The 23,855-nt window shown below is 57.2% G+C and carries 17 protein-coding genes; 8 read left to right on the top strand and 9 right to left on the bottom strand.

Translation table 11 applies throughout. The annotated features are described in order from the left end of the window. Positions 1-48: 48 nt before the first annotated feature. On the bottom strand, positions 49-2,211 hold the full coding sequence (gene pbpC / locus D0C27_RS01665; RefSeq protein WP_137430264.1) for a penicillin-binding protein 1C: 2,163 nt from the start codon (positions 2,209-2,211) through the stop codon (positions 49-51). After that, positions 2,195-8,104 (bottom strand): alpha-2-macroglobulin family protein, encoded by a 5,910-nt coding sequence (locus D0C27_RS01660; RefSeq protein ID WP_137430263.1) that lies wholly within the window; start codon positions 8,102-8,104, stop codon positions 2,195-2,197. The genes pbpC and D0C27_RS01660 overlap by 17 nt, the downstream gene beginning before the upstream one ends. A 343-nt stretch (positions 8,105-8,447) precedes the next feature. Between D0C27_RS01660 and D0C27_RS01655 the strand changes: the two genes are divergently transcribed. Beyond that, complete coding sequence (locus D0C27_RS01655; RefSeq protein ID WP_009461759.1) at positions 8,448-8,984, top strand: hypothetical protein; 537 nt, start codon at positions 8,448-8,450, stop codon at positions 8,982-8,984. Between the two features lie 14 nt (positions 8,985-8,998). On the opposite strand, the gene D0C27_RS01650 is transcribed toward D0C27_RS01655, so the two are convergent. Next, the gene (locus D0C27_RS01650) at positions 8,999-10,147 is read right to left on the bottom strand and encodes an NAD(P)H-dependent flavin oxidoreductase (RefSeq protein WP_021446508.1); all 1,149 of its coding nucleotides are present in this window, start codon (positions 10,145-10,147) and stop codon (positions 8,999-9,001) included. A gap of 122 nt (positions 10,148-10,269) precedes the next feature. Beyond that, positions 10,270-11,691 (bottom strand): oxygen-independent coproporphyrinogen III oxidase, encoded by a 1,422-nt coding sequence (gene hemN, locus D0C27_RS01645; RefSeq protein ID WP_021446507.1) that lies wholly within the window; start codon positions 11,689-11,691, stop codon positions 10,270-10,272. A gap of 196 nt (positions 11,692-11,887) precedes the next feature. Here hemN and D0C27_RS01640 point away from each other — a divergent pair, with 196 nt between their 5' ends. The 7 genes from D0C27_RS01640 to D0C27_RS01610 all read left to right on the top strand — a co-directional run bounded on the left by D0C27_RS01640 (position 11,888) and on the right by D0C27_RS01610 (position 18,538). Further along, a complete protein-coding gene (locus D0C27_RS01640) occupies positions 11,888-14,815 on the top strand; it encodes a monovalent cation/H+ antiporter subunit A (RefSeq protein WP_035272857.1) in 2,928 nt (975 codons plus the stop codon). Then, on the top strand, positions 14,815-15,156 hold the full coding sequence (locus D0C27_RS01635; RefSeq protein WP_035272858.1) for a Na+/H+ antiporter subunit C: 342 nt from the start codon (positions 14,815-14,817) through the stop codon (positions 15,154-15,156). Before D0C27_RS01640 ends, D0C27_RS01635 begins: the two co-directional genes overlap by 1 nt. Before the next feature lie 44 nt (positions 15,157-15,200). Then, positions 15,201-16,781 (top strand): monovalent cation/H+ antiporter subunit D, encoded by a 1,581-nt coding sequence (locus D0C27_RS01630; RefSeq protein ID WP_235332520.1) that lies wholly within the window; start codon positions 15,201-15,203, stop codon positions 16,779-16,781. A gap of 5 nt (positions 16,782-16,786) precedes the next feature. Beyond that, a complete protein-coding gene (locus D0C27_RS01625; protein ID WP_052159474.1) occupies positions 16,787-17,272 on the top strand; it encodes a Na+/H+ antiporter subunit E in 486 nt (161 codons plus the stop codon). After that, positions 17,269-17,550 carry a K+/H+ antiporter subunit F gene (locus D0C27_RS01620; RefSeq protein ID WP_009461751.1) on the top strand — a complete coding sequence of 94 codons (282 nt, stop codon included), beginning with the start codon at positions 17,269-17,271 and terminating at the stop codon, positions 17,548-17,550. Before D0C27_RS01625 ends, D0C27_RS01620 begins: the two co-directional genes overlap by 4 nt. Then, positions 17,547-17,963: a monovalent cation/H(+) antiporter subunit G gene (gene mnhG / locus D0C27_RS01615; RefSeq protein WP_137430262.1), complete on the top strand. Its 417-nt coding sequence runs from the start codon at positions 17,547-17,549 to the stop codon at positions 17,961-17,963. The genes D0C27_RS01620 and mnhG overlap by 4 nt, the downstream gene beginning before the upstream one ends. Before the next feature lie 197 nt (positions 17,964-18,160). Continuing rightward, positions 18,161-18,538 carry a hypothetical protein gene (locus D0C27_RS01610; RefSeq protein ID WP_035272861.1) on the top strand — a complete coding sequence of 126 codons (378 nt, stop codon included), beginning with the start codon at positions 18,161-18,163 and terminating at the stop codon, positions 18,536-18,538. A 117-nt stretch (positions 18,539-18,655) separates the two neighbouring features. On the opposite strand, the gene D0C27_RS01605 is transcribed toward D0C27_RS01610, so the two are convergent. The 5 genes from D0C27_RS01605 to D0C27_RS01585 all read right to left on the bottom strand — a co-directional run bounded on the left by D0C27_RS01605 (position 18,656) and on the right by D0C27_RS01585 (position 23,853). Next, a complete protein-coding gene (locus tag D0C27_RS01605) occupies positions 18,656-20,491 on the bottom strand; it encodes a potassium transporter Kup (RefSeq protein ID WP_035272888.1) in 1,836 nt (611 codons plus the stop codon). 54 nt (positions 20,492-20,545) lie between these two features. Further along, on the bottom strand, positions 20,546-21,685 hold the full coding sequence (locus D0C27_RS01600) for a sensor histidine kinase (protein WP_035272863.1): 1,140 nt from the start codon (positions 21,683-21,685) through the stop codon (positions 20,546-20,548). 39 nt (positions 21,686-21,724) lie between these two features. Continuing rightward, a complete protein-coding gene (locus tag D0C27_RS01595) occupies positions 21,725-22,405 on the bottom strand; it encodes a response regulator (protein WP_009461744.1) in 681 nt (226 codons plus the stop codon). Positions 22,406-22,492: 87 nt separating this feature from the next. Further along, on the bottom strand, positions 22,493-22,993 hold the full coding sequence (locus D0C27_RS01590; protein ID WP_137430261.1) for an ExbD/TolR family protein: 501 nt from the start codon (positions 22,991-22,993) through the stop codon (positions 22,493-22,495). A gap of 2 nt (positions 22,994-22,995) precedes the next feature. Then, positions 22,996-23,853, bottom strand: coding sequence for a MotA/TolQ/ExbB proton channel family protein (locus D0C27_RS01585; protein ID WP_009461741.1), 858 nt, complete (start codon positions 23,851-23,853; stop codon positions 22,996-22,998). Between the last annotated feature and the right edge of the window lie 2 nt (positions 23,854-23,855).

Below are 23,855 nucleotides of genomic sequence, written 5' to 3'. Positions count from 1 at the left end.
AGAATCAATAAGGATAGCAGTGTATCAGTCATGTAAAAGCGCAAGCGGTTAATCTTTGTTAAAGCTTGTCATTTGCGCACCCCTAATTTGTACGCTGACTTGATCCATTAGGCGACCTTGTTCGGTTTTCAATTCAATGCGCAGCGTTCCGGGTACCAATGGAATTCGCAGCTGCGCCCCCTTCCCTGCTTCTACTCCCTGCACCCACCATACCAAGGGCTCGGTAATCTGCCCTTGGGCCGACAAACGCAATTGTTGGTTTTGCGGTGGAATATCCGGGTCCAACGCAAAAATGGTGCCATTGACCGGCTCGCGGATACGGGCCGGGCCGGCATAGGCCAGATTCACATCACTTAATTCCACACGATCGGTCTGCGTGCCCTCAACAAAAAACTCTTCCCGGCCAGGCTCCATGGCGGGTACAAACTCAATCTGACGCACCTGCACCTGTGCAGGCATGGCCGTTTGACGACCGGGGCGACGCTGGTTCAAGAGCGAAATCACCTCGTGCCAGATCGGGGCTGCCCCGCTGACACCTGATACATCTTGCATACTTTGACCAGCACTATTTCCCACCCAAACGCCAACGGTATAGTGCTCTGTCCAACCCAGGGCCCAGTTGTCACGCATGTCTTTACTGGTCCCGGTTTTAACCGCACTCCAAAATGGTGTACTCAAAGCACTGTCCAATCCAAAGGTCAGCACCCGAGCCTGACGGTCCGACAACATATCACCCACAATCCAGCTGGCCCCCTCATCCATCACAGAATGAAAGGGAGCGGCTTGCTGATCCATACGTGTTTGCACGGCTTGCGTCTGGCCCAAATTGGCCAGTGCACGGTAAGCATTGGTCAGTTCCAGCAAGGTGACATCGGCGCTGCCCAAAGCCAGGCTATACCCATAGAAATCGCCATCCTGGCGCAGATTCAGGCCCAGTGCACGCAGGCGATCCACCAAGTTGGCAGGCCCCAGCATGGTCAGCACACGCACAGCAGGAATGTTCAGGGAAGAAGCCAGAGCATTGCGCGCACTGACCCAGCCCACAAACTGCTTGTCGTAGTTTTGCGGGATATACAGACCATTGCCGGTGGACAGATTCAGCGGCGAATCCTCCAGCAAGGATGCGGCGGTCAACAGACGCTTTTCAATCGCCATCTCATACAAAAAAGGCTTGAGCGTGGAACCGGCTTGCCGCAAGGAACGGGCATGGTCTACCTCGGCCGCCTCGGACAGATCGCCACTGGACCCCACATAGGCCAGGACCTGTCCGCTATGGTTATCCAGCACCACCACCGCAGAATCCTGAACACGTGCGGTGCGCAGATCCAGCAAGTGGCGCCGCATACTGGCTTGCACTTGAGTTTGCAGGCGCGTATCCAAGGTCGTACGAATACTGTCACCGGCCTTGATTTCAGGATTCTGATCCAGAACCCAACGGGCAAAATGAGGGGCCAGTTGGGCTTGCCCCAAAGGGGCCTGTCCGGCCCGGCGCAAAGCCACCGGCACCAGATTACTTAATTCTCGACATAGTTCGGCGCGTCCCATCTCTTGCAGGGTCGTACACGCCCGGCGCTCGACCATCAAGGCCGAGGCATTGGGGCCGCGCAGCAAAACTGCGGCAATGGCAGATTCGCGTGCATCCAGCGCAGCGGCCTGCTTTTGAAACAAGGTACGCGCCATCGCGTCCACCCCAACCAGCTCACCCCGAAAAGCCACCTGATTCAGATACGCTTCCAGAATTTCCGGCTTGGTCCAGGTGTCTTCCAGCGACTGGGCGGCCACCACCTGATCCAGCTTTTGCCAGACCGAGCGCCCACCTCGACCACCGATCAGATCCTGATCCATCAGGCCGGCCAGCTGCATAGTAATCGTAGAAGCACCGCGACTGCGTCCGGCAAACAGGCCATCCCACGCGGCGGAGCCCACTGATAACCAGTCCACCCCACCGTGAGATTCAAAACGGCGGTCTTCAGACACCAAGACCGCCATTTGCAAGGCCGGAGAAATTTGCTCCAGCGCGACCCAATCGCCGCGCCGTTGACGAAAGTCCAGACGGACTCGCTGGACAAGCTGGCCCTGACGATCCAGGACCTGCACATCGGACGATCGGTAAGCTTGCCGAACTTCCTTATAGCTGGGCATGGCCTGCCCGGGACTGGCCCACAGGGCCAGTCCCAACACCAGCAGTCCTGCTTTAATTTGCTGGTGCATCCACAACTTCCAGAACTTGCTCGTTAGGCCAGACAGCAAACACGTCGGGCTCGTACAGGGCTTCAGCACGGCTGGCTGGCAGCACGAACTGACCCACTGTATTCAGACGCACCGTGTAGCTGACTTCGGTCGTGCCTTCTTCAAAGCGCTCGTAGTAAGCACGGTAGCCATCAAAGCGGCGTTCGACAAAGCTGGGCCAATGACCGGACTGCTCTTCACCGGCCGTTGCCATGGCAGAGTCGCGACCCAGGCCGCTGCCCAGGATAGTGGCACCGGCAGGAATCGGGTCCGACACCACCACCCAGCTTGCCTGACCTTGAGCCTTGACCTTGATCTTCACGCGCATGATGTCGCCACGACTCCATACACCGGGTTTGGCCTGCTCCACAGCTTCGATATGACGCTCCATGCTCAAACCAGCAGCGATAGGCTTGGTCACGGGCACCGCTGCCAGGGAGCGAACTTCGATCCAGGCCTTGCCCTCACCCATTTGCTCAACGCTCAGGTTATCGGCCTGATCGCCGCGCCACGGCACATCAATTTTGAAAGAGCGCACACCCTGACCGTCAGGTTTGAGCATGTCCCAATCCACCACCTGGGCACTTTCCGAGCCCAGAATCACCATGGACTGACCGCTAGGGTTCTGTTCGTGATGACGGCTGAACTGTTCAATAGCCAAACTACCCAAGAGGTTTTCAGTGGTCATGCGCCATGCACCACGTTGCTGCTCCGCCAACAGACCTTGGGCCAGACGAGGCATGTCCTCGGTCCAGTCCGACATTTCATTGGCCAGCAGCATCAGGCGAGCCTGGTTGGTCACGCGGCTGGTCATGGCCCATGGGCTGCCGTTAAGCGCGTCCTCACCAAAGACCAGACGGGTACCACGGCTGACCAGACGTGCCTGAATCAGATTCATGGCTTCTTTACGTGTCTGCTCGGCTTTCTTGATGCCCTGCAAACGCTGAGTCAGATCCACCCAGGCCAGCAGGATTTCAGTAGGCCAGCTTTGCAGGTTCAGTTCCACCGAATCCAGCATGTTGACGCGAGCACGACCGTACTTGGCCAGCACGGCCGTCGCACGAATCACTTCGAGATCCCGCTCCTGGCGAGAGACCGTTTGCATGCTCGGGATACGACCATTCACCACGTTTTCCAGCGCTTGCAGCATCTCGTTGCGGAAGCCGTCCGGGATGGGATAGTTCAAGCCCATGGATTCCGCAATGTAGCTGATATCCAGGATGTAGCTGGTCAACACGCGGCTACCCCACCCATAGCTACTGGGGAAGTAACGCAACAAACCATTCTCGTCCATATAAGACGGCATGCGCTGCATCAGGCCAGCCCACGCCTCTTCGGAACGCAGGCCCATGTAACGTGAGGCTTGCTGTTCAAAGCAGCTGTAAGGATAGCGTTCAAACCAGGCACGCACCCCTTCCATACCGCCACCCAAGGAAGAACGGAACAACATTTGCAGACCACCTTGAACCACGCCTTGTTCGTTCTTCAAGGCACCGGCCGGTGCCTGCACCGACATGTTCAATGGCTCATCCATTCCTACAGCAACCAGTGTTCCCTGCTGAACCGTAACGGGGGTCGCGGTAAAGACTTCCTGCTTGATTGCAAGGCTGTCTTTGGCAGCCTTGCCCGTGGCACCGGACTGCTGAACTTCCTGTGCGTCCACCGTCCACTCCATCTGGTGCGAATCAGCCGAACCGCTGGACAGCGGAACCGACATGGGCCAGGAAACCACTTTAGCCGAGCCCGAAGCCAGCTCAACGGTTTGCTCTGGCAAGGCCGCCGAGGGCAAGCCTTTACCACGGTACTGCGCCTGCACCTTCACGGTCATGGCACGTGGGCTGCTGTTACGCAGCGTCACTTGGGCCTGGTAATCATCACCCTCACGAGCAATGGCTGGCAAACCGGAAATGATTTGCAGGTCTTGCGTTGTGACGATCTGAGCCGAACCACTACCAAAGCGGTCGCCCGCCAGATCGGCGACGGCCACAATCCGGTATTGGGTCAGGGAGTCTTTCAGCGGCACGGTCACCGTTGCGCGACCTTGTGCGTCCAGCTCCACATTGCCTTTCCACAGCAGCAAAGTATCCAGCAATTCACGAGTGGGGCTCTTGCCACCGCCACCACCCGCTGCGACAGCCTTGCGACCATAGTGACGACGACCCACGATTTCAGATTGCGCCGTGGCGGTCTGCACGTTGTAGCCGCGCAAGGCACGCATGGCGTTGAGCAGGTTCCAGCTATTGTTCGGGCTCAGTTCCAGCAAGGCCTGATCCACAGCCGCCAAGGCCACGGACGCACCGGCTGCCGGTGTGCCATCGGACTTGAGGACCTGAATATCAACCTTGGCCTGCTCACGAATCGCGTACTGGCTGCGATCCGTCGTTACCTTCACATCCAGCGCATCTTGCTGGCTGCTGACTTCAATGCTGGCCAGACCAAAACGATAGCTAGGCTTGGACAAGTCCACGGTAGTTGTCGGGGCAACAAATTCACCACCGCCTTCCGAGTAGGCTTTGTACCAAGTCAGAGGCTGACTCCAGCCCCAGCTAAAGAAAGAGTACCAAGGCACTTCACGCAGACGGCCACGCAGAACCAGCACGGACACGTAAACGTTCGGCCCCCATTCGGGCTTGATCTCCACGCTGACGTTAGGGCTGTCGCCTTCCAGCTGAACCACTTGAGCCTGCAAGACACCTTCACGCTCCACCGACACCAGGGCCGTGGCCTCGCGGAACGGCATGCGCACCTGGAACTCGGCTGTCTCGCCAGGAGCCCAAACTTTCTTCGCAGGAATCACGTCGATACGGTCATCGTTCTGACCACCGAACCACAGGTAACCGGAGCCACTGACCCAGACGGTGCTGGCAGCAACGGACTCGCGGCCTTCGCCATCACGTGCAATGGCACGCAGCTCGACCTGACCGCCCTTCTCCAGTTTCACATCACACTGCACCAGACCCTGATCGTCGCTGCGACCTTCGCAGATCGTGCCCAGGTCTTCGCGCTGCTCCTGATTGTCGTAGCTGTAGAAGCCACCCACCATACGCTTGCGGATCGAGAAACGCTGCACATTGGCCGCCTCAATACGCACAGGCACGTTTTTCAGTGGCTTGCCGTCCGGGCTCACCGCGATAGCCGAGAGCTTGGTGGACGAACCGGCTGCCAACCAGCTACCTGCACGCAGACCCACCACTACATCGGCCGGCCATACGGACACGGTTTGGGTCAAGGTTTGAATTTCACCGTTCGGATCGGCAAAAGTGGCTTCTACCAGAAATTCGGAAGGACGATCCACCGCAGGCAACTCATCCAGCGTGGCACGCAAACCACCCTGTGCATCCAGCTGAAAGCGCTTCTTGTTCAGGAAAACACGGGAGTCCGAGACATCAGACTGTTCAACCTTCTCGGGAGGGACAAAGCTGAAATCGTCATAGGCGCTGAAGGACGTTCCTGCCGAGCGGACAACCGCCGACAACTGAACCGGCAAGTAATCAGCCGGGCCACCAGACAGATACTGCAACTGCAGGTCGGCCTGCAGTTCTTTGGGTTTGACCAGATAAGGACGATCCTGACCGTCACCCAGCTTGATACTGCCGCCCAACACAGGCAACTTGAACTGCTCTACGCGGAACTCGCCGAAGTTGAAGTACTGATCCTCGCCTTCGGTTCGCAAGCGATACACACCCAGCTCGGCGTCCTTGGGGATTTTCCAGTCGGTCAGAGCAAATACGCTGCCTGCCGCTGTCTTTTGCCACTTCAAGGGCAGCTCAATTCGCTTGCCGCTGCCATCGTGCTCGACAATCATGGTGTCGGGATAGCGAGCTGGAGCCTTGAAACCGTCACGTACGCGTTCGCGTACATAGTGTTTCATATGGGCCACTTCACCCGCACGGAACAGATTGCGATCCATCACAGTGTGAGCAATGGCCTCATCGCGACCGCCCCAGTTGTAAGGCACATTGAAGCGCCAAGGCTCGATACCCGAATTCCACTCGCTCAAGGCAAAGCTGAAATCATCTTTACCACGAGCCATGGGGTTGTTCTTGTCGATTCGCGCCGTCACGAACAAACCGGACAAGCTGGTTTCCTGGCAGTAATCCGGGCTGGACACCGCCTGCGGGTGATGGAACATCCCATTCTCGTCTGTTTCACCTTGCAGCAGCTCTTCACCACGGCAGTTCATCACGCGAATTTTCGCGCCGGGCACGACTTTGGCATCATCCAGTGTCGTGACCCAGACCAGCAAATCGTCACCACCTTTCTTGATATGCACACCCAGGTTGGTCACCAGCACAGAGCTACGCACGTACATGGTACCGGCCGCCTCCAGCAAGGAAGCTCCCAGACGTGGAGAAGCGACTTCCAGAACATGGAAACCAGGCTCTTTCAGCGGCACGCCAATCAATTCAAAAGGACGCTCGCCTTTTTGATCCATGCCGGGCAAGTCCAGCTTCTTCAGATCCTTGCCTTGCAACAGGGGCTGGGCACGCAGATCCAGGTAGCCGTTCTCATTCAAAGGAGCGGTGACATGGAAGTCACTGCCCATCATGGTCTTCAGATAGTCGGGGGTGACCGACCAGGAATAGTTCAGCTGACGCAGACGGGAGAACCAGGTCAGAACTTCCTTGTCGTCCTTCACGGCAAGAGCCCCCACCTGACCGGCGGACACCAGCATTTGCTGAGTTGTCAGATTGGCTTCGACATTACGCAGGCTCAAGCCAATGGCTGGCGGATCGGAATCGTCCGATCCGTCACGATCCGCATGGCCGAAACGCTCCACAATCCCGAAAGGCTCCACCGCAAACTTCACCAGCGGCGGATAGGTCGTGGTGCTCATGCCGTTGCTCAGCACTTGCGGGTTCTTCAGGCGGCGACCTGCGTCGTCCGTCAGGCTGTCCGGAATCTTGACTGTCAGCTTGGCGTTTTCAGGGAAAGGACCCTCGAAACGCACGTACTGGCCAGGCCCACGATCCTGCCATGCCTCGTCACTATCAGACTTGGGTTCCCAAACCTGCTTGCCGGCTTCCAAACGAATCTGGCTCAAGTACTCGTAAGCGACGGGCGCAGAGAACTGAACACCGAAGCTGCCAACCGGCGTGCAAGGCGCTTCTGCGCGCTCACGCATGCAAGTGAGCGAGGCGGTAAACTCGGGGCGCACGTTGTAATCGTAGGTATAGCGGTCCGTATTAGGGACGCCCTTGCGATTTTCAATCTGCGTCATGATGCCCGGCTCCAGCACCACCGACACGCTGGCATCCGCTGGCAGGGGACGCGCACACTGGACGGCCTGGTATCGGTCGTCTACCTCGTCCACATAGAACTCGGCGCGAACCATGGCGTCGCGCTCGGCACCCTCAATGGCTTTCAAGCCAATACGCTCGCCAATACCCTCTACCCGGCAATAGCCGTTCTTGACTAAAGAGGCGCTATTAACCGGCGCATTGAAGCTGAATAGAAAGACCTGGTCTTCATCAATAATGTTGTAATACGGGCGGTTGCTTTCCAGAATGGCGCCGCCTGAATTAAAACGATATTGAGCCGGTCCGCTAATCGCTTCATTATTGATGCTGCGAAAACTTTTGGACACGACGGCCGTACAACTCAAGCCTGGTCCTGGACGCTCGTCGAATTCATAAATCCAGCGGCGCGAATCAAGCCAACGGCCCTGACCGACTACCAAAGGATCATCACACTGCACCTGAACGGGTGCAGGCAATTGCGAATCCCCAAAATGAACTGCGGGTGTGGCAAAGGTGACTTTGACATCCCGCAAATCCGATGTCGCCCCTTGGGGCGAGAAACTGCTTATCGTAATGGCTTGGGCGCTACTGACACCCAGCAAGAACATCAAACCCAGCAAAGACTGGCGATGCATCGTTCTTCCCCTATGGAATGTGCTATTTTCGGCGCCAGTTTAATAGAAATCAGACCCTCTGAGCGTGTCTGAATAGCCCCGAAAGCGCATAAAGAATGCCACCAAGTGCAACAGAAAAAGACACCGGGCTTCAATTGTTCACGACACCCGTTTGTAGAAGCATTCATGGCATTTGAAAGAAAAAATTTCAAATGCGACCAATACCCTGCTTTTTTCCCCAAACTGGCGGCATCCACTACGATAAGAAACATAATTGCCCAGGCAGTCACTGGAAAAGCACGGTACTCGCCCCATATGCGTTAAGGCTTGCACGATCAATCCGCTTAGATTTCAGGACAGACACATGAGCACGATGACACTGCAGGAACTGGATAAAACCCGCGAGGAATGTCGCAAACTAATCAGTCGGCGCGCTCTGCTGTCAGCAGCGGCAGCCGTGGTGCCCATCCCTGGTGTGGATGTGGGTACGGATGTGGCGATTCTGATGAAAGTCATCCCCATCATCAATGCGCGCTTCGGCTTGACAGCCAACGATGTGGACGCCCTGAGCCCGGAGCTGAAAAAGCTGGTGGTCGTGGGGGGAACCAGTATGGGCCTGGGCATGGTGGGACGCGTGCTGACTACAGATCGCGTGGTCAATATTCTGGTGCGTCTGGGAGCAAAGAAACTGGCCGGGAAATACGGCGCCAAATATGTGCCTTTGATAGGCAGCGCCATTTCCGCTTCCATCAGCTTTGTAGTGCTGCGCAAAGTCGGCAACCAGCATATTGAAGAATGCTATGAAATTGCCCGTCGCCTGGCACTGGAGACACAAAGGAAGGAAGCCGTCCACACCATTGATGGCGGTGAGGAAGGCTTGATACGCGAAATCAAGGGCTAAGCCCTTGATCCCGTTTAGGCCGCAGGAACCACGCCCGGCGTTTTGCTGCGGCCATTCAACATATAGTCCATCAGCTCGCGCACCGATTTCATGGCTTTGCCAAAAGGCAAGGCTTCGGAACTACGGAAGAACAGACCGCGCTGTACATCACCTTTCAGGGCATAGGCCAGCTGACGGTCAATGCAAAACTGACCATGGCGTTGCACGCCATCGCGCAAGCCGCAATGCGCCAGGCAGTCAAAACCTTCCGTGCAAGCACGCTCGCGTGCCACCGATTGCAGCTTTTGCTCTTTATGCAGGTAAGCATCCAGCCAGGGCGTACGCACGGCACGGGCAGGCAGTCCGGCCACGCTCATAAAGGTCACGATGTCCTTGGGCTCGGCATCCAGCAACACGCGCTTGAAGTTCTCATGCGCATCACCTTCTTCAGTGACGGCAAAGGCAGTGCCCATTTGCACACCATCTGCACCCCAATCCATTAATTGACGCAGTTGTTCAGGACGGTGAATCCCGCCTGCAGCGATCAAGGGAATACGCTCGGCCTCCAGGCCCAACTCGCGAAACAAGGCACGGCAGCCTTCCAGAACGCGTTGGAAAGCATATTCAGGTTTGTTCAAGGATTGGTCGTCGGCGGCCCCCAGGTGGCCTGCGGCAAAACGGGGATTTTCCAGAACGACTGCATCCGGCAAACGCTTGCGGCGCAGCCATTTCTTCACCAGTAAAGTGACGCCGCGCACATCCGACAAGATTGGAATCAAGGCAACTTTCGGATGATCCTGAACCAGCTCAGGCAAATCCAGCGGCAGGCCAGCGCCCACCACCACGGCATCTGCCCCGCTTTCGCAAGATTGACGCACATACTCGGGATACTGCGAGACAGCCTTCATGATATTGACGGCGATGCCACCGTTGCCACCAGAACGCTCTCGGGCACGATTGATTTCGCGGTCCAGGGCCTGCAAATTGGCTGCATCGACCACGCCTTTTTCGACATCACCCTGGGTGCTGTCCATCAGGTCTTCGTGATGACGCCGTAAATCCACGCTGGAGATCGTCCCCAGCCCGCCCAATGCGGCCACAGTACCGGCCAGCCGGGACGCCGAAATACCGACTCCCATGCCGCCTTGAACAATAGGCAAAAGCAGTTTTCCCTTCAGGGACATGAGACGTAAATCCGTCTTTAGCACGATGTTGATACCTTAGGTTGATGCAAGAACCTGCCGGCCACGTCGGGACCAGAAACAGGGCAATAGAATCGTGGCCGTCTGCAAGGACGGCCACTGTGTTAAATCAGACGGGAATAGCGCGCACCGCTTTCCTGGCTCAAGTACTTGTCGAACACCATGCTGTAGGCGCGCACAAACAAACGACCTTTGGGCAGAACCTGGATGGATTGGGCATCGACTGTCAGCAAGCCAGCGTCGGCATAGCTGTTGAGCTCTTGCAGCTCGGCAGAGAAGTAGCTGGCAAAATCAATGCCGTAACGCGCTTCCAGACGCAAGATAGGCACTGGCATGCTGCACATCAAATGCATGATGACTTCCGCCCGCAGGCGATCATCCTGCTGCATCACAATACCCCGCTCGATAGGCAAACGCCCCCGGTCTATATCGGCGTAGTAATTGCGCAGGCTGCGGGCATTTTGCACATGCATGGTGCCCACCTGACCAATGGACGACACGCCAAAAGAGACCAGATCACAGGCTGCGCGGGTGGTATAGCCCTGGAAGTTGCGGTGCAGACTGCCGTCCAGACGGGCCAGATTCAGCTCGTCAGTCGGCAAGGCAAAGTGGTCCAGACCGATATAGACATAACCTGCATCCAGCAGACGCTGCGAAGACATCAAGAACAGTTGCAGACGCTGATCGGCATCGGGCAACTCTTCTTCATTGATTAAACGCTGAGCCTTGAAGCGTGTTGGCAAGTGCGCGTAGTTATACAGAGCGATGCGATCTGGTCGCAGTTGCACCAAGGAGTCAATGGTGATGGCAAAGCTTTCCAGGGTCTGCAAAGGCAGACCGTAGATCAGGTCCGTGTTGATGGACTGGAAACCGGCAGCCCGGCTTTCTTCAATGGCGCGTTTGACCATTTCGAAGGGCTGAATACGGTTGATCGCTTTTTGCACATTGGGGTCAAAATCCTGCACCCCGAAGCTGGTACGGTTAAAACCCAGAGCCGCCAAGTTCTGGAGCGTGCCTTCCGCCAAGGTACGCGGGTCGATCTCGATGCCCAGTTCGGCATCGTCCGTGAACGCGAACTGCTCCTTGAGCTTGGCCATCAAGCGGGCCAACTGTTCATTGTCCAGGAAAGTGGGCGAGCCGCCGCCCAAATGCAGTTGTTCGGTGCGCCGGTCTTCACCCATATATTGGGTGACCATATCAATTTCGCGCAGCAGGTAATCCAGGTACTGCTCGCTCTTGCTACGATCCTGAGTGATGATCTTGTTGCAGGCACAGAAGTAGCAAAGCGACTGACAAAACGGAATATGCAGGTAAACCGACAGAGGCGGATTACTGCTGCTCAAGGCGCGCCGCGATAATTCGTGAATATAAGGCTGAGCAGGAAAGTCCTGAAAAAAACGATCTGCAGTGGGATAGGAGGTATAGCGAGGCCCGGAACGATCAAAACGCCGGATCAGGGCTTCAGAGATTTCGATATCCGGCGCGGTGGGGGCGCTGGCATCCGATGCTTCCAGTGTTTGCGGCATAAAGGGTCCTCCTGCACGAGACCTGTTTCTTCTAGTCAAGCATTCATTGTGAGAGAAAACCTCAAGCATGCGCTTGACCTGCATCAAGGCCGCAATAACTAAAAAAACGCTTTTTTTATCGCTGTTGGGCTGAATTTAGCTTCATATATCGTATTATTAAGCGCTAGCCGCCTAAATTACCGCCTGTTGGAGTCAGATGTATTTGCTCGTGATCCTAGCTCTACCGTTTATCGGTAGCTTGCTATCTTCCCTGATGCCCGCGAACTCTCGCAAACTCCAGGCATCTCTTGCAGGCGCTGTCGCCGTTACGTGCGCCTTACTCACTCTCTACGCCTATCCGGACATTGCTCGCGGAGAGGTGCTGGAGTCGTCACGCTCCTGGATACCCGCCCATGGCTTGACCTTCAAGCTGCGCATGGACGGCTATGCCTGGCTTTTCAGTATCATCATTACCGCCATGGGGGCCTTGATCGCCCTTTATGCGCACTATTACCTGTCCGCCCAGGATCCGGTCCGACGTTTTTTCTCCTTTCTGCAAGCCTTTATGGGCTCGATGCTGGGGGTGGTGCTGTCGGGCAATCTGATCCAGCTGGTCGTGTTCTGGGAGCTGACCAGTCTGTCCTCCTTCATGCTGATTGCCTACTGGTATCACCGCATGGATGCGCGACGGGGTGCGCGTATGTCGCTGATCATTACGGGAACCGGCGGTTTCTGCTTGCTGGCGGGCGTGCTCATGCTGGGCCAGGCTGCCGGCAGTTACGACCTGAGTGTGGTACTGGAGTCGGGCGAGCAGATTCGCAATCACCCCTGGTATACCGGGATGCTGATCCTGATTGCCTTGGGTGCACTCACTAAAAGCGCGCAGTTTCCCTTCCATATCTGGCTGCCTCACGCCATGGCTGCCCCCACACCTGTGTCCGCCTATTTGCACTCGGCCACCATGGTCAAGGCCGGGGTATTCCTGCTGGCGCGCCTGTGGCCTGCCCTGTCGGGCACCACGGAATGGGCTGTCATTATTGGCGGCGCTGGTCTGTGTTCCCTGACGCTGGGGGCTTATGTGGCCATGTTCCAGCGCGACATGAAGGGCGTACTGGCCTATTCCACCATCAGCCACCTGGGTCTGATTACCTTGCTGTTGGGCCTGAACAGCCCACTGGCTCTGGTCGCGGCGCTGTTTCACATGATGAATCACGCGACGTTCAAGGCCTCCCTGTTCATGGCTGCCGGTATCGTGGACCACGAGACCGGTACCCGTAACCTGAACCGGCTTTCCGGTTTGCGCCACGCCATGCCCTTGACTGCCACCTTGGCTACCGTTGCGGCGGCTGCCATGGCCGGTGTGCCCCTATTGAATGGCTTCATCTCCAAAGAAATGTTCTTTGCCGAGACCATTCTGGCCAGCAATGGCAACACCTGGGAATATGCTCTGCCCGTGGTGGCCGTAATTGCGGGCTCCTTCAGCGTGGCCTACTCCTTGCGCTTTATTGCACAGGTGTTTTTTGGCCCCGTCGCCAAGGACTTGCCCCGCGAGCCACACGAGCCGCCTCGCCGCATGTTGATCCCCAGCGCGATTCTGGTACTGACCTGTCTCTTGGTCGGCATTATTCCCAGCCTGACTTTTGGCCCCTTCTTGCATACTGCAGCTAGCGCCATCTTGGGTGCAGAAATGCCCCAGTACGACCTGGCCGTCTGGCATGGTTTCAACCTGCCCCTGATCATGAGTCTGGTCGCAACAGGCATGGGTGTGATCTTCGTTCTGATCATCAACCGCTTCTACAGGAACCGCCAAGGCCGTACGCCTTTGCTGACCCGTGCTGATGGCCGACGCTTCTTTGAGCTGGCCATGGAGTATCTGGAAGTGGCAGCCAACTGGGCCGTGGGCAAGCTTTACTCGCCACGCTTGCAGCGTCAGACCTTGCTGATTATTGTGGCCACAATCTGTGTTGCTGCCCTGCCTCTGGTTCGCGGCAACTGGTTCAAGTCCACTATTTCCACCCCCATCGACCCCTTCTTTGCCCTGATGTGGGCCGTCGGAATTGCCTGCGCGATTGGTGCGGCTCGTCAAGCCAAGTTCCACCGCCCGGCCTCCCTGCTGCTATCTGGTGGCGCTGGACTGGTTACCAGCCTGACCTTTGCCTGGCTTTCCGCCCCTGACCTGGCGCTGACCCAGTTGGCGGTGGAAGTGGTCACCGTTGTGCTGATTTTGCTGGGCCTGCGCTGGTTGCCGCAACGCGTCAGTGATATGCCTGGCGGCCAGGACAATAGTGGTCGTGCCCTGTTCCGCCGTAGCCGCGACTTGATTATTGCCATTCTGGCCGGTTGCGGTATTGCCGCTCTGGCCTACGCCATGATGACACGCCCTCACCCCAGCGGCATCTCGCCCTTCTTTGTCGAGAAGGCCCTGCCCCTGGGCGGTGGCGCGAACGTGGTGAACGTGATTCTGGTGGACTTCCGCGGCTTCGATACCTTTGGCGAAATCGTGGTGCTGGGCATTGTGGCCCTGACGGTCTTTGCGCTGCTGCGACGCTTCCGTCCACCCATCGAAGCCATCGCCCAGCCTCTGGCCCGTCGCCAGAACGTCAAGGACAGCCGCGAAGCCGTCTTTGTGGAGCCGGACCCCAAGACACCGTTACCAGAAGGCATCATGCAGATTCCAGCTGTCTTGCTGCGCCTGCTGCTGCCTATCTCCACGCTGATCGCCCTGTACTTCCTGCTGCGTGGGCACAACCTGCCCGGTGGCGGTTTTGTGGGCGGCCTGATCATGGCAACCGGCATTATCCTGCAATACATGGTTAGCGGCGTGGTGTGGATGGAGTCCCGCCCTCTGATTCAGCCTCAAACCTGGATTGGCTTGGGTCTGCTGACAGCCGGAGTGGCTGCCATGCTGGTCTGGGCCTTCAACAAGCCCTTCCTGTCTGCCCAAAGCTGGGATCTGCACCTGCCCCTGGTGGGCGACGTCCATACCTCCAGTGCGCTGATCTTTGACATTGGCGTATTCATGCTGGTGATTGGTTCCACCATCCTGATTCTGGTCGCGCTGGCCCACCAGTCCCTACGTTTTTATCGCAAACTGCCGTCGTTGCAATCCGCCTCGAACGCTGCATCCGGGATGGAGAATAAATAATGGAAATCGTGCTTTCAATTGCGATTGGTGTGCTGGCGGGCTCGGGCGTCTGGCTCCTGCTGCGCCCGCGTACCTTTCAGGTCATCATGGGACTGGCCCTGGTCTCCTATGCCGTGAACCTGTTCATCTTTAGTATGGGGCGACTCAAAATCAGTGCTGCACCCGTGATCAATAGCAGCGAGCTGGGCGCCAGCTACGCCGATCCTTTGCCACAAGCACTGGTACTGACCGCAATTGTGATTGGTTTTGCCACTACCGCCTTGTTTCTGGTCGTCATTCTGGCCAACCGCGGCCTGAGCGGCACCGACCACGTTGATGGCCGCGAGGAAGACGATCTGTGAGTCTACTCAACCAACACTTGCCCGTATTGCCCGTTGCCATCCCCATGATGGCCGCGGCCCTGATGGTGATGCTGCGCGACAAGCGCCGTCACTACAAGCTGCTGATCGCTTTCAGCTCCTTATTGGCTCAACTGTTCTGCGCGGTCTACCTGCTGTTGCTGGCCGATGGCACACTGGATCCGATCTGGCCGCAGTCCGTCGGTGTGTACCTGCTCGGTGACTGGCCCGCTCCCTTCGGGATTGTGCTGGTCGTGGACCGGCTGGCCGCCTTCTTGCTGGTGCTGACCAATGTGCTGGCCTTTTGCTGCTGGTTCTATTCGCTAGCACGCTGGGATCGCGTGGGGGTGCATTTCCACTCCTTGTTCCAGCTGCTCTTGATGGGCCTGAACGGCGCGTTCCTGACCGGCGACCTGTTCAACCTGTTTGTGTTCTTTGAGGTTCTGTTGGCAGCATCCTATGGTCTGATGCTGCACGGTTCGGGCGCGGCCCGCGTCAGTGCCGGCCTGCATTACATTGCCGTCAACCTGATCTCCTCCTTCTTGCTGCTGATTGCCATCGCCTTGGTCTACGGTGTCACCGGCACCCTGAACATGGCTGATCTGGCTCTGCGTGCTGGCTCCATGCCGGATTCGGATCGTCTGGTATTTGAATCAGCCATGGCCATTCTGGGGATTGCCTTCCTGATCAAGGCCGCTGCCTGGCCCTTGAACTTGTGGCTGCCCAATGCCTATGGCAATGCCAGTGCGCCGGTCGCAGCCATGTTTGCGATCATGACCAAAGTGGGTATTTACGCACTGCTGCGTATCGGCTCCTTGCTACTGCCTACGGGGGCACCTGCCGCCTTTGGCGTGGCCTGGATGTTCCCCGCCGGGATCGCCACGCTGGCCTTCGGCGCTATTGGTGTCATGGCCGCACAGCAACCCGAACGACTGGCCAGTTATTGCATCATCGTGTCTTCCGGCACCTTGCTGGCCGCCTTGGGCATGCCCGGCGTCATCCTGACCGGCCCTGCCCTGTACTACATGCTCAGCAGCGTTCTGGCCTTGGGTGCTTTCTTCCTGCTGCTGGAACTGGTTAGCCGTACCAAACCTTTTGGTGCCGACCTGCTGGCCGTCAGTCAGGAGGTCTTTGACCTGGACGACCCGGAGTCCGAAGACAATAGCGATGACGTGGTAGGTGTGGCTATCCCTGGCGTGATGGTGTTCCTGGGCATGTCCTTTATTGCCTGCGCCTTGCTGATTGTGGGTCTGCCACCGCTGTCCGGTTTTGTGGCCAAGCTGTCCTTGCTGACAGCCGCGCTGAAAGCCTCGGGCCAATCGCCAGAACCTCTAAACGCCTGGATTCTGACCGCTGCCGTGCTGATTTCCGGCGTAGCCGGTTTGATCGCCATGGTACGTGTGGGCATTCGTCTGTTCTGGAGCAATAGTTCCCTGACGATTCCCCGCCTGAAGCTGATCGAAGCTGCTCCCATTGCCAGCATTATTGTGGCTTGCGGGATCTTGAGCTGGTATGCCGGCCCGATCACCACCTACCTGGAACAAACAGCCCAGCAACTGGACGAACCCCGTATTTATATAGGGTCCGTCCTGCGGCAGAACCCGCTACGTTCTGTTCAAGCGGAGTGATTCTGATGCGACGCTATACCAAACATCTTTTCCTGCCCTTGCTGCTGCTTGGCCTGTGGCTGCTGCTGAACGACTCGCTCTCGGCCGGTTACGTGGTGCTGGGCCTGTTCCTGGCTATCGCCCTGAGCTTGGCAGCCATTCCATTTCGTCCGGTTAAGGCCAGCATCCGCCACCCATTTCTGGCCTTGAAACTGATTTGCCAAGTGGCCTGGGACATTGTGCTGTCCAATATTGCCGTTGGCCATCTGGTTCTGAAAGGCAGCAAAGCACCTCGTCCGGGCTTTCTGGCCATTCCGTTGCAACTGACTGACCCACATGGTCTGGCAGCCTTGGCGTGCATCATTACCTACACCCCAGGTACTGTCTGGTCCGGCTTCGATTACGAGACCCGTGTCCTGACTTTGCACATTCTGGATCTGCAAGACGAACAGGTCTGGTTAGACACTATTCAGAAGCGCTACCAAGGACCGCTACTGGAGATTTTCCAATGATAGACATTGTTTACTGGGCCTGTCAGTTTGCCCTGGGCTGCTTTGTCCTGGGCATGGGCTGCGCCGTCATCCGCCTGCTTAAAGGCCCCTCTGCCGCCGACCGCGTGCTGGCGCTGGACACCATGTACATCAACGGTATGCTGGCCTTGCTGGCCCTGGGCATCCGTTTTGACTCTACCCTGTACTTTGATATCGCCTTGCTGATTGCCCTGTTTGGTTTTGTAGGCTCGGCAGCCATGGCGAAATTCCTGCTGCGTGCCGAGGTGATCGAGCCATGAATACGCCTTTACTACCTTGGTGGCTGGCTGTCCCGGTTGCCCTTTTGCTGGTTCTTAGCGGCATCGTGGCCCTGGTGGGTTCGGCTGGCTTGCTGCGCTTCAAACACTTTTATTCACGCATCCATGCCCCCACCATGGGGAACACGCTGGGTACGTTTTTCATGGTGCTGGCCGTCGCCATCAGCGCCAGCCACCTGATGAGCCGCCCTATCCTGCATCCGCTCATCCTGAGTATGCTCTTGATCATTACCTCGCCGGTCACCGCCATCTTTCTGATGCGCGCTGCCATCAAACGCGAGCATCGCCAACGTCTGGCCGAATATGGCCCGGACGAGCCAGGCTATCTGGACATGCCACATAAAGCGCCTCTGCCCAAAGATTTGGCTCAACCACCAGCCGGCGACAAGACCTAAGTCAAGCCGTGAGGGTTTAGACAAGTTTTATTACCCTCACTTGCAACTGCTCCACTTATACTAGTAAGTGTTTACTGCGTATCGGGAATTGCCCCATACGCAGTCGCTTTTGGGGCTTTGCGGCCTGCTACTCATACCTGCTCGTAACAGTGCTCGCCAAGCCGGTGATTCCCTTAGCAAGTAAAGGAGTGAGATCGATGAGTCTACTTACACGCCCATCCCGAATTCTGAGTGCCGGCCTGCTCAGCCTGGGTTTGCTGTCCTCTGCTGCCTGGGCTCAAACCCCGTCCCAAGACTACCGACACGACATCCAGCGCTGTGAGCAATTCAAAGGAGACCAGCGCACCACTTGCCGTCGCGAAGCCGGTGCCGCGCTGCAAGCCGAGCGCCATCACAAACTGGACAAACGCGATCACAATCTGGATGCCAACCGGCAAGCGCGCTGCCATCGCTTACCCGCTGACCGCCAGCAAGACTGCCTGAAATCCATGACCGGCCAGGACACAACGGTACGCGGTAGCGTGGAAGGCGGCGGTATCCTTCGCGAAACCACGACTGTGGTGCCTGCTCAGTAAACGCAGAAAACACGGCTATTCATAATAGGTAGCCAGATAAAAAGAATGGGCCTTGAAAAGGCCCATTCTTTGTTTCTACTGGCTGCAATAGCTAGTTGCAGCTGCAAATGTCTCCACCTACAACTCCACCTGTATCCCCATCTCCACCACGCGATTAGGCGGGATCTTGAAAAAGCGCGTGCTACGGCTGGCATTACGCGCCATGAATGCAAACAAGCGACGACGCCAGCCCAAGTACCAGGGCTGACGGGATTGAATCATCACCGTCTGACGCGACAGGAAGTAGGATGTCTGCATAGGCTCCAGATTCAGCTCCGGGTGCTCCAGGGCAATCTGCTCCAGCAATTGCGGCACATTGGGCTCTTGCTTGAAGCCCCAGGAAGCCACCGCCTGCCAGCTGCCTCGGCTTAAACGTTGCAGGCTATAGCGCTCCCCAAAAGGAACGTAAGGCACACCGGCACTGGTTACGGTCAAGAACAGGACCTGTTCATGCAGGACTTTATTGTGTTTCAGGTTATGCAATAAGGCCGGAGGGACCGAGTCGGGAATGGTGCTCATGAACACCGCCGTCCCTGGTACACGGGTGGGAGCGTACTCCTCCAGGCTCAGCAAAAACTCTTTTAGCGGCTGCTTGTTTTCCAGCAGACGTTCGTGCAAAGCGGCTCGTCCCTGGCGCCAGGTCAGCATCAAGCCCAACAGCACAGCCCCCACCAGCAATGGCAGCCAGCCGCCTTCCAGAATCTTGAGCGCATTGGCCGAGAACAACAATATGTCCAGAATCAGGAAAACACCCAGGAGCCCCAGCCAGGCCCAGCGCTTGATTCCGCTAGCGCGGCGCGGCAGCAGTACCAGAGCCAGCAAACTGGTCATCAGCATGGTACCCGTGACTGCAAAGCCATAAGCATGGGCCAGGCGATCCGAGGAGCCAAAGCTCAGGACCAGAATCATCACCGCCACGCATAGCAACAAGTTCACACGCGGCAAGTAGATCTGTCCTTCTTCTTTAGCCGAAGTATGTTGAATCACCATACGCGGCCAGAAGCCAAGCTGCACCGCCTGGCGAGTTACAGAAAACGCCCCGGATATCACGGACTGGGAGGCAATCACCGTTGCAACCGTTGCCAGCATCACCATGGGCACCAAGGCCCAGTTGGGAGCCAGGAAGAAGAACGGATTACGAATGGCGGCCGGATCGGAAATCAACAATGCCCCTTGGCCGAAATAACACAGGACCAGGCAGGGCATGACAATCATGAACCAGGCTTTGCGAATTAAAGGACGGCCAAAATGGCCCATATCGGCGTACAAGGCCTCGGCCCCCGTCAAGGCCAGGACCAAGGCCCCCAAAAGCAAAAAGGTTTGCCAGGGAGCTTCAGCAATAAAAGCCACGGCCCACCGTGGGTCCAGGGCCATCAAAACTTGGGGATGCTCAATAACACGCCATAGACCCAAGCCACCCAGCACCAGAAACCAGGTCAACATAATGGGGCCGAACAACTTACCCATGGTACCCGTGCCATGGGACTGGATCAGAAACAAGGCCAGCAAGACGCCCAGGGCCAAAGGTACAACCCAAGGGTCCAGCACGTGAGACACCATCCCTATGCCTTCCAACGCCGACATCACGGAGATGGCCGGGGTAATGATGCTGTCCCCATAAAACAAGGCAGCACCAATCAGCCCCAGCACCACAATAATCTGCCGACGTGGTCCCTGAATGCCGCGTGCCGCCAATTCCATCAGGGCCAGCGTGCCTCCCTCACCTTTATTGTCCAGACGCAACACCACTGTGACGTACTTGATGGAGACCACCAGAGTCAGCAGCCAGAACAGCAAGGACAAGACTCCATAGACCTGTTCGGCACCGGGCTGTCCGTAGGCGCTCAAGGCCACTTTCATGGTGTAGAGCGGGCTGGTTCCAATATCGCCATACACCACGCCTAAAGCGCCCATTAGCAAGGCGGCCTGAGCCGCTTTTTTGGGGTTTTCTGTTGCTGTGTTCAAGGCTTAGTTTCCAATCAAAGTGTCGTGCCGGGTCAGACGCGCACCAATACGCGGACCGGGAAAAACAATGGTGATGCGAGTGCCTGGAAAATCAGGACGGCTCATCAAGCTCCACCAGGCGCCATGCGCACGGGCAATTTCCTGCACAATGGCCAAACCCAAGCCGGAGCCTCCTGCTTGTGTGCCGGGGGAGCGATAAAACGCTTCAAATACCCGCTGCTGCTCGCTGGATTCAATGCCCGGCCCGTGATCTTCCACCGACAAGGAGGGTGGATTACTGGCCACCCGCAAGACGATGCGATCTGTTCCTTGTCCGTAGCGCAAGGCGTTATCCATCAGATTGGACAATAACTCCCGTAGGAGCACGGGGGCAGCATCAATCCAGACCGGCTTTTCAGGTGCCAGCAAATGGATTTCCACACCATGCTGACGCGCCTGCAAGAACCAGTCACCGCCCTCCTCGCGCGCCCATTCACACAAGTCCAGACGCACAAAGCTGTCTTTAATATTGGTGTCCGCATCAGTACGTGCCAGCACCAACAACTGCTGGCCCAGACGAATCATGCGGTCCGAGACACTTTTGATGCGCTCGGCCCGTTGGCGGATATCTTCTGGCAAAGGCCTTGCCAGCATCAGCTCGGACTCCAACTGCAAGCCCGTCAAGGGTGTGCGCAACTGATGCGCAGCGTGACCAATAAAACGCTTTTGCGCCTGCAGCGTATCACGCTGACGTTCCAGCAATTCGTTAAAGTGCTCCACCAGCGGCACTATTTCAGCAGGCAAGGCGCTGGCATCCAGGCGCTCGAAGTCGTCATCGGAGCGGTTGCGGATTTGTTGTGACAAATCATCAATGGACGCCAGCTGCGAGCGAATCCCCGACAGCAGCACCCAGGCAATCAGACTGACCAGCAAGACCTGACTGAGCGCCATGGTCCAGAAAATATCGCGCAGCAGCCAGTCTTCCAGGCTCATGCGGCGCGTCAGTATCCAGGTAACGCTCAAGTCGAGCACCACCAGAATGGAAATCGGGGGAAACAGACGGCCCATCAGTTTGCGGGCCAAAGAACCGGGAGCAAGAAAGCGCTCCAGCCAGCCTCGCAACAAGGAGGTTTTTACCGCTGGAGAAAGATGCTGATCGGGCATGGTTGACCTAAGGTTTCAGGCAGCGGGCACGGGCTGCCGTTATGCTCCGGCCACGCTCTCCACATCGAGCAAATAGCCAAAGCCGCGCACAGTCTGTATGACAGCCCCGGTGCCTTCCAGGCGCTTGCGCAAACGATACACGTAGACTTCGACCGCATTGTCGCTGAAATCGGCATCCCAGGCAGACAAGGAATTGATAATTTGCTGCTTGGTGACCACGCGGCCCGCACGCATCATCAACATTTCCAGTACGGACAGCTCGCGCACCGACAAGGTCACACGTTGACCGGCACAGCGCAGCTCGCGGCCAATGGTATCAAAGCTCAAGGGACCCACATCAATAATGGGCTGTACCTGACCACTGCGGCGGCGGCCAAAAACACGCACGCGGGCGGCCAGCTCGGACAGGTCAAAAGGTTTGATCAGGTAGTCGTCAGCACCGGCATCCAGGCCGCCGACGCGATCATCCACACCATCACGCGCAGTCAGAATCAGAACGGGAATGGCGTTGCCCTGCTGGCGCAATTGGCGCAGCACATCCAGGCCACTGATGCCGGGCAAGTTCAAGTCCAGGAGCAGAAGATCGTAGACCTGGGCGGCCAACTCCTTCAAGGCACTTTCGCCTTCCTGGAGCCAGTCAACAGCGTAGCCCTGATCGTTGAGAAATTCCTGCAGTGCGGCGCCCAGTATGGCGTCGTCTTCGATAACTAGTACACGCATTCGGGGGATTTTATTACGAAACTGGCCCCTCGCGTTGCAGATGCAAAGCGAGGGGCCAGAAAAAACAACACGAAGAAGAACCTGGAATTACAGAGCAGGTTTAGGCTCGGCGGCCTTCTGGTCGGCGACGGCGCCTTCCTTGGCTTCGCCCTCGTCACCCGCTGCCTTGGTCGTCGGACCTGGGCGGGTGATGAAACCCAGACGGGTCAGGCCGGAAGCCTTGGAACGGCTCATGACCTGGGCCAGGGTTTCGTAGCGAGTATCGGTATCGGCACGGATACGCAATTCAGGCTGAGGCTGATCCTTGGAATAAGGGGCCAGCGTGGCGGTCAGGTCTTCCAGCGCCACCGGCTGCTCGTTCACGAAGATCTGCCCTTCTGCGTCAATCGCCAGATCAATCGTCTTGGGATCTTGCTGGACTGGTTCAGACGTCGCCTGGGGCAGCTGAATCTTGATGGAGTGCGACAGCAGCGGAGCAGTGATCAGAAAGATCACCAGCAACACCAGCATGACGTCGATCAGCGGCACCATATTGATTTCGGACAGCGCGGAGCCCGAGTTGCGATTATCAAAGCTGCCAAAAGCCATGATTAGTGCTCCCGCTTGGCAGCCGCTGCCGAGCTCGATGCTGCACCACCGCCCGAGCTAGGGACACGACGCAGAACAGGTTGGTTATCTTGCACAGGCTGGCCTGTGGTCAGGAAAGTGAACAGGTCGTGAGCAAACGCGTCCAGCTGGGACAGGTAAACGCGGTTGGTACGCACAAACGCGTTGTAAGCCAACACGGCAGGAATAGCCACGGCCAGACCCAGACCGGTCATCACCAGGGCTTCACCCACAGGACCGGCGATCTTGTTCAGGGTTACGCCATCGGACAGACCGATATTGATCAGTGCGTGGTACACACCCCAAACCGTACCGAACAGACCCACAAACGGAGCGGTAGAACCCACCGAAGCCAGCAGCGTCAGGCCGTTTTCCAGCTTGGCGGTTTCTTCATCCATGACTTTACGCATGATGCGCGAGACAAAGGCATCGGTGGAGCCTTTCTCTTCCAGACGCATGGCGCCGTATTTCACATGGTGTTTTTGAGCGTGAATAGCGTGGCTGGCCAAGTGACTGAAGGGATCGCGGGCACCGTGGGTGGCGATTTCATTTTCAACTTGCTCCAGAGAACTGGCGGACCAGAATTCACGCATGAAACCTTGCGAGCGACGCTTCAGGCGGAAGGACAGCACGCCCTTGACGATGATCAGGTACCAACTGGCAACCGACATCAAGGCCAGAATGACGAACAAGGTCTTGCCGACCACATCACTTTGCTGGATAAAGTGCAGCACCCCGGTCGCTTCCTCAGCGGCAGCAACACTGGCGGCAGCCTGATCTGCAACAGGCCCTGCAACTTGTGCCAGGCTTACCCATACGCTTTGAAATAGTTCCTGCATCATTG

This window comes from Alcaligenes faecalis (assembly GCF_005311025.1).
GTDB classification, from domain to species: Bacteria; Pseudomonadota; Gammaproteobacteria; order Burkholderiales; family Burkholderiaceae_B; genus Alcaligenes; species Alcaligenes phenolicus.
Note: the sequence above shows the minus strand (reverse complement) of the source record. Positions and strands in the feature narration are given on the sequence as shown.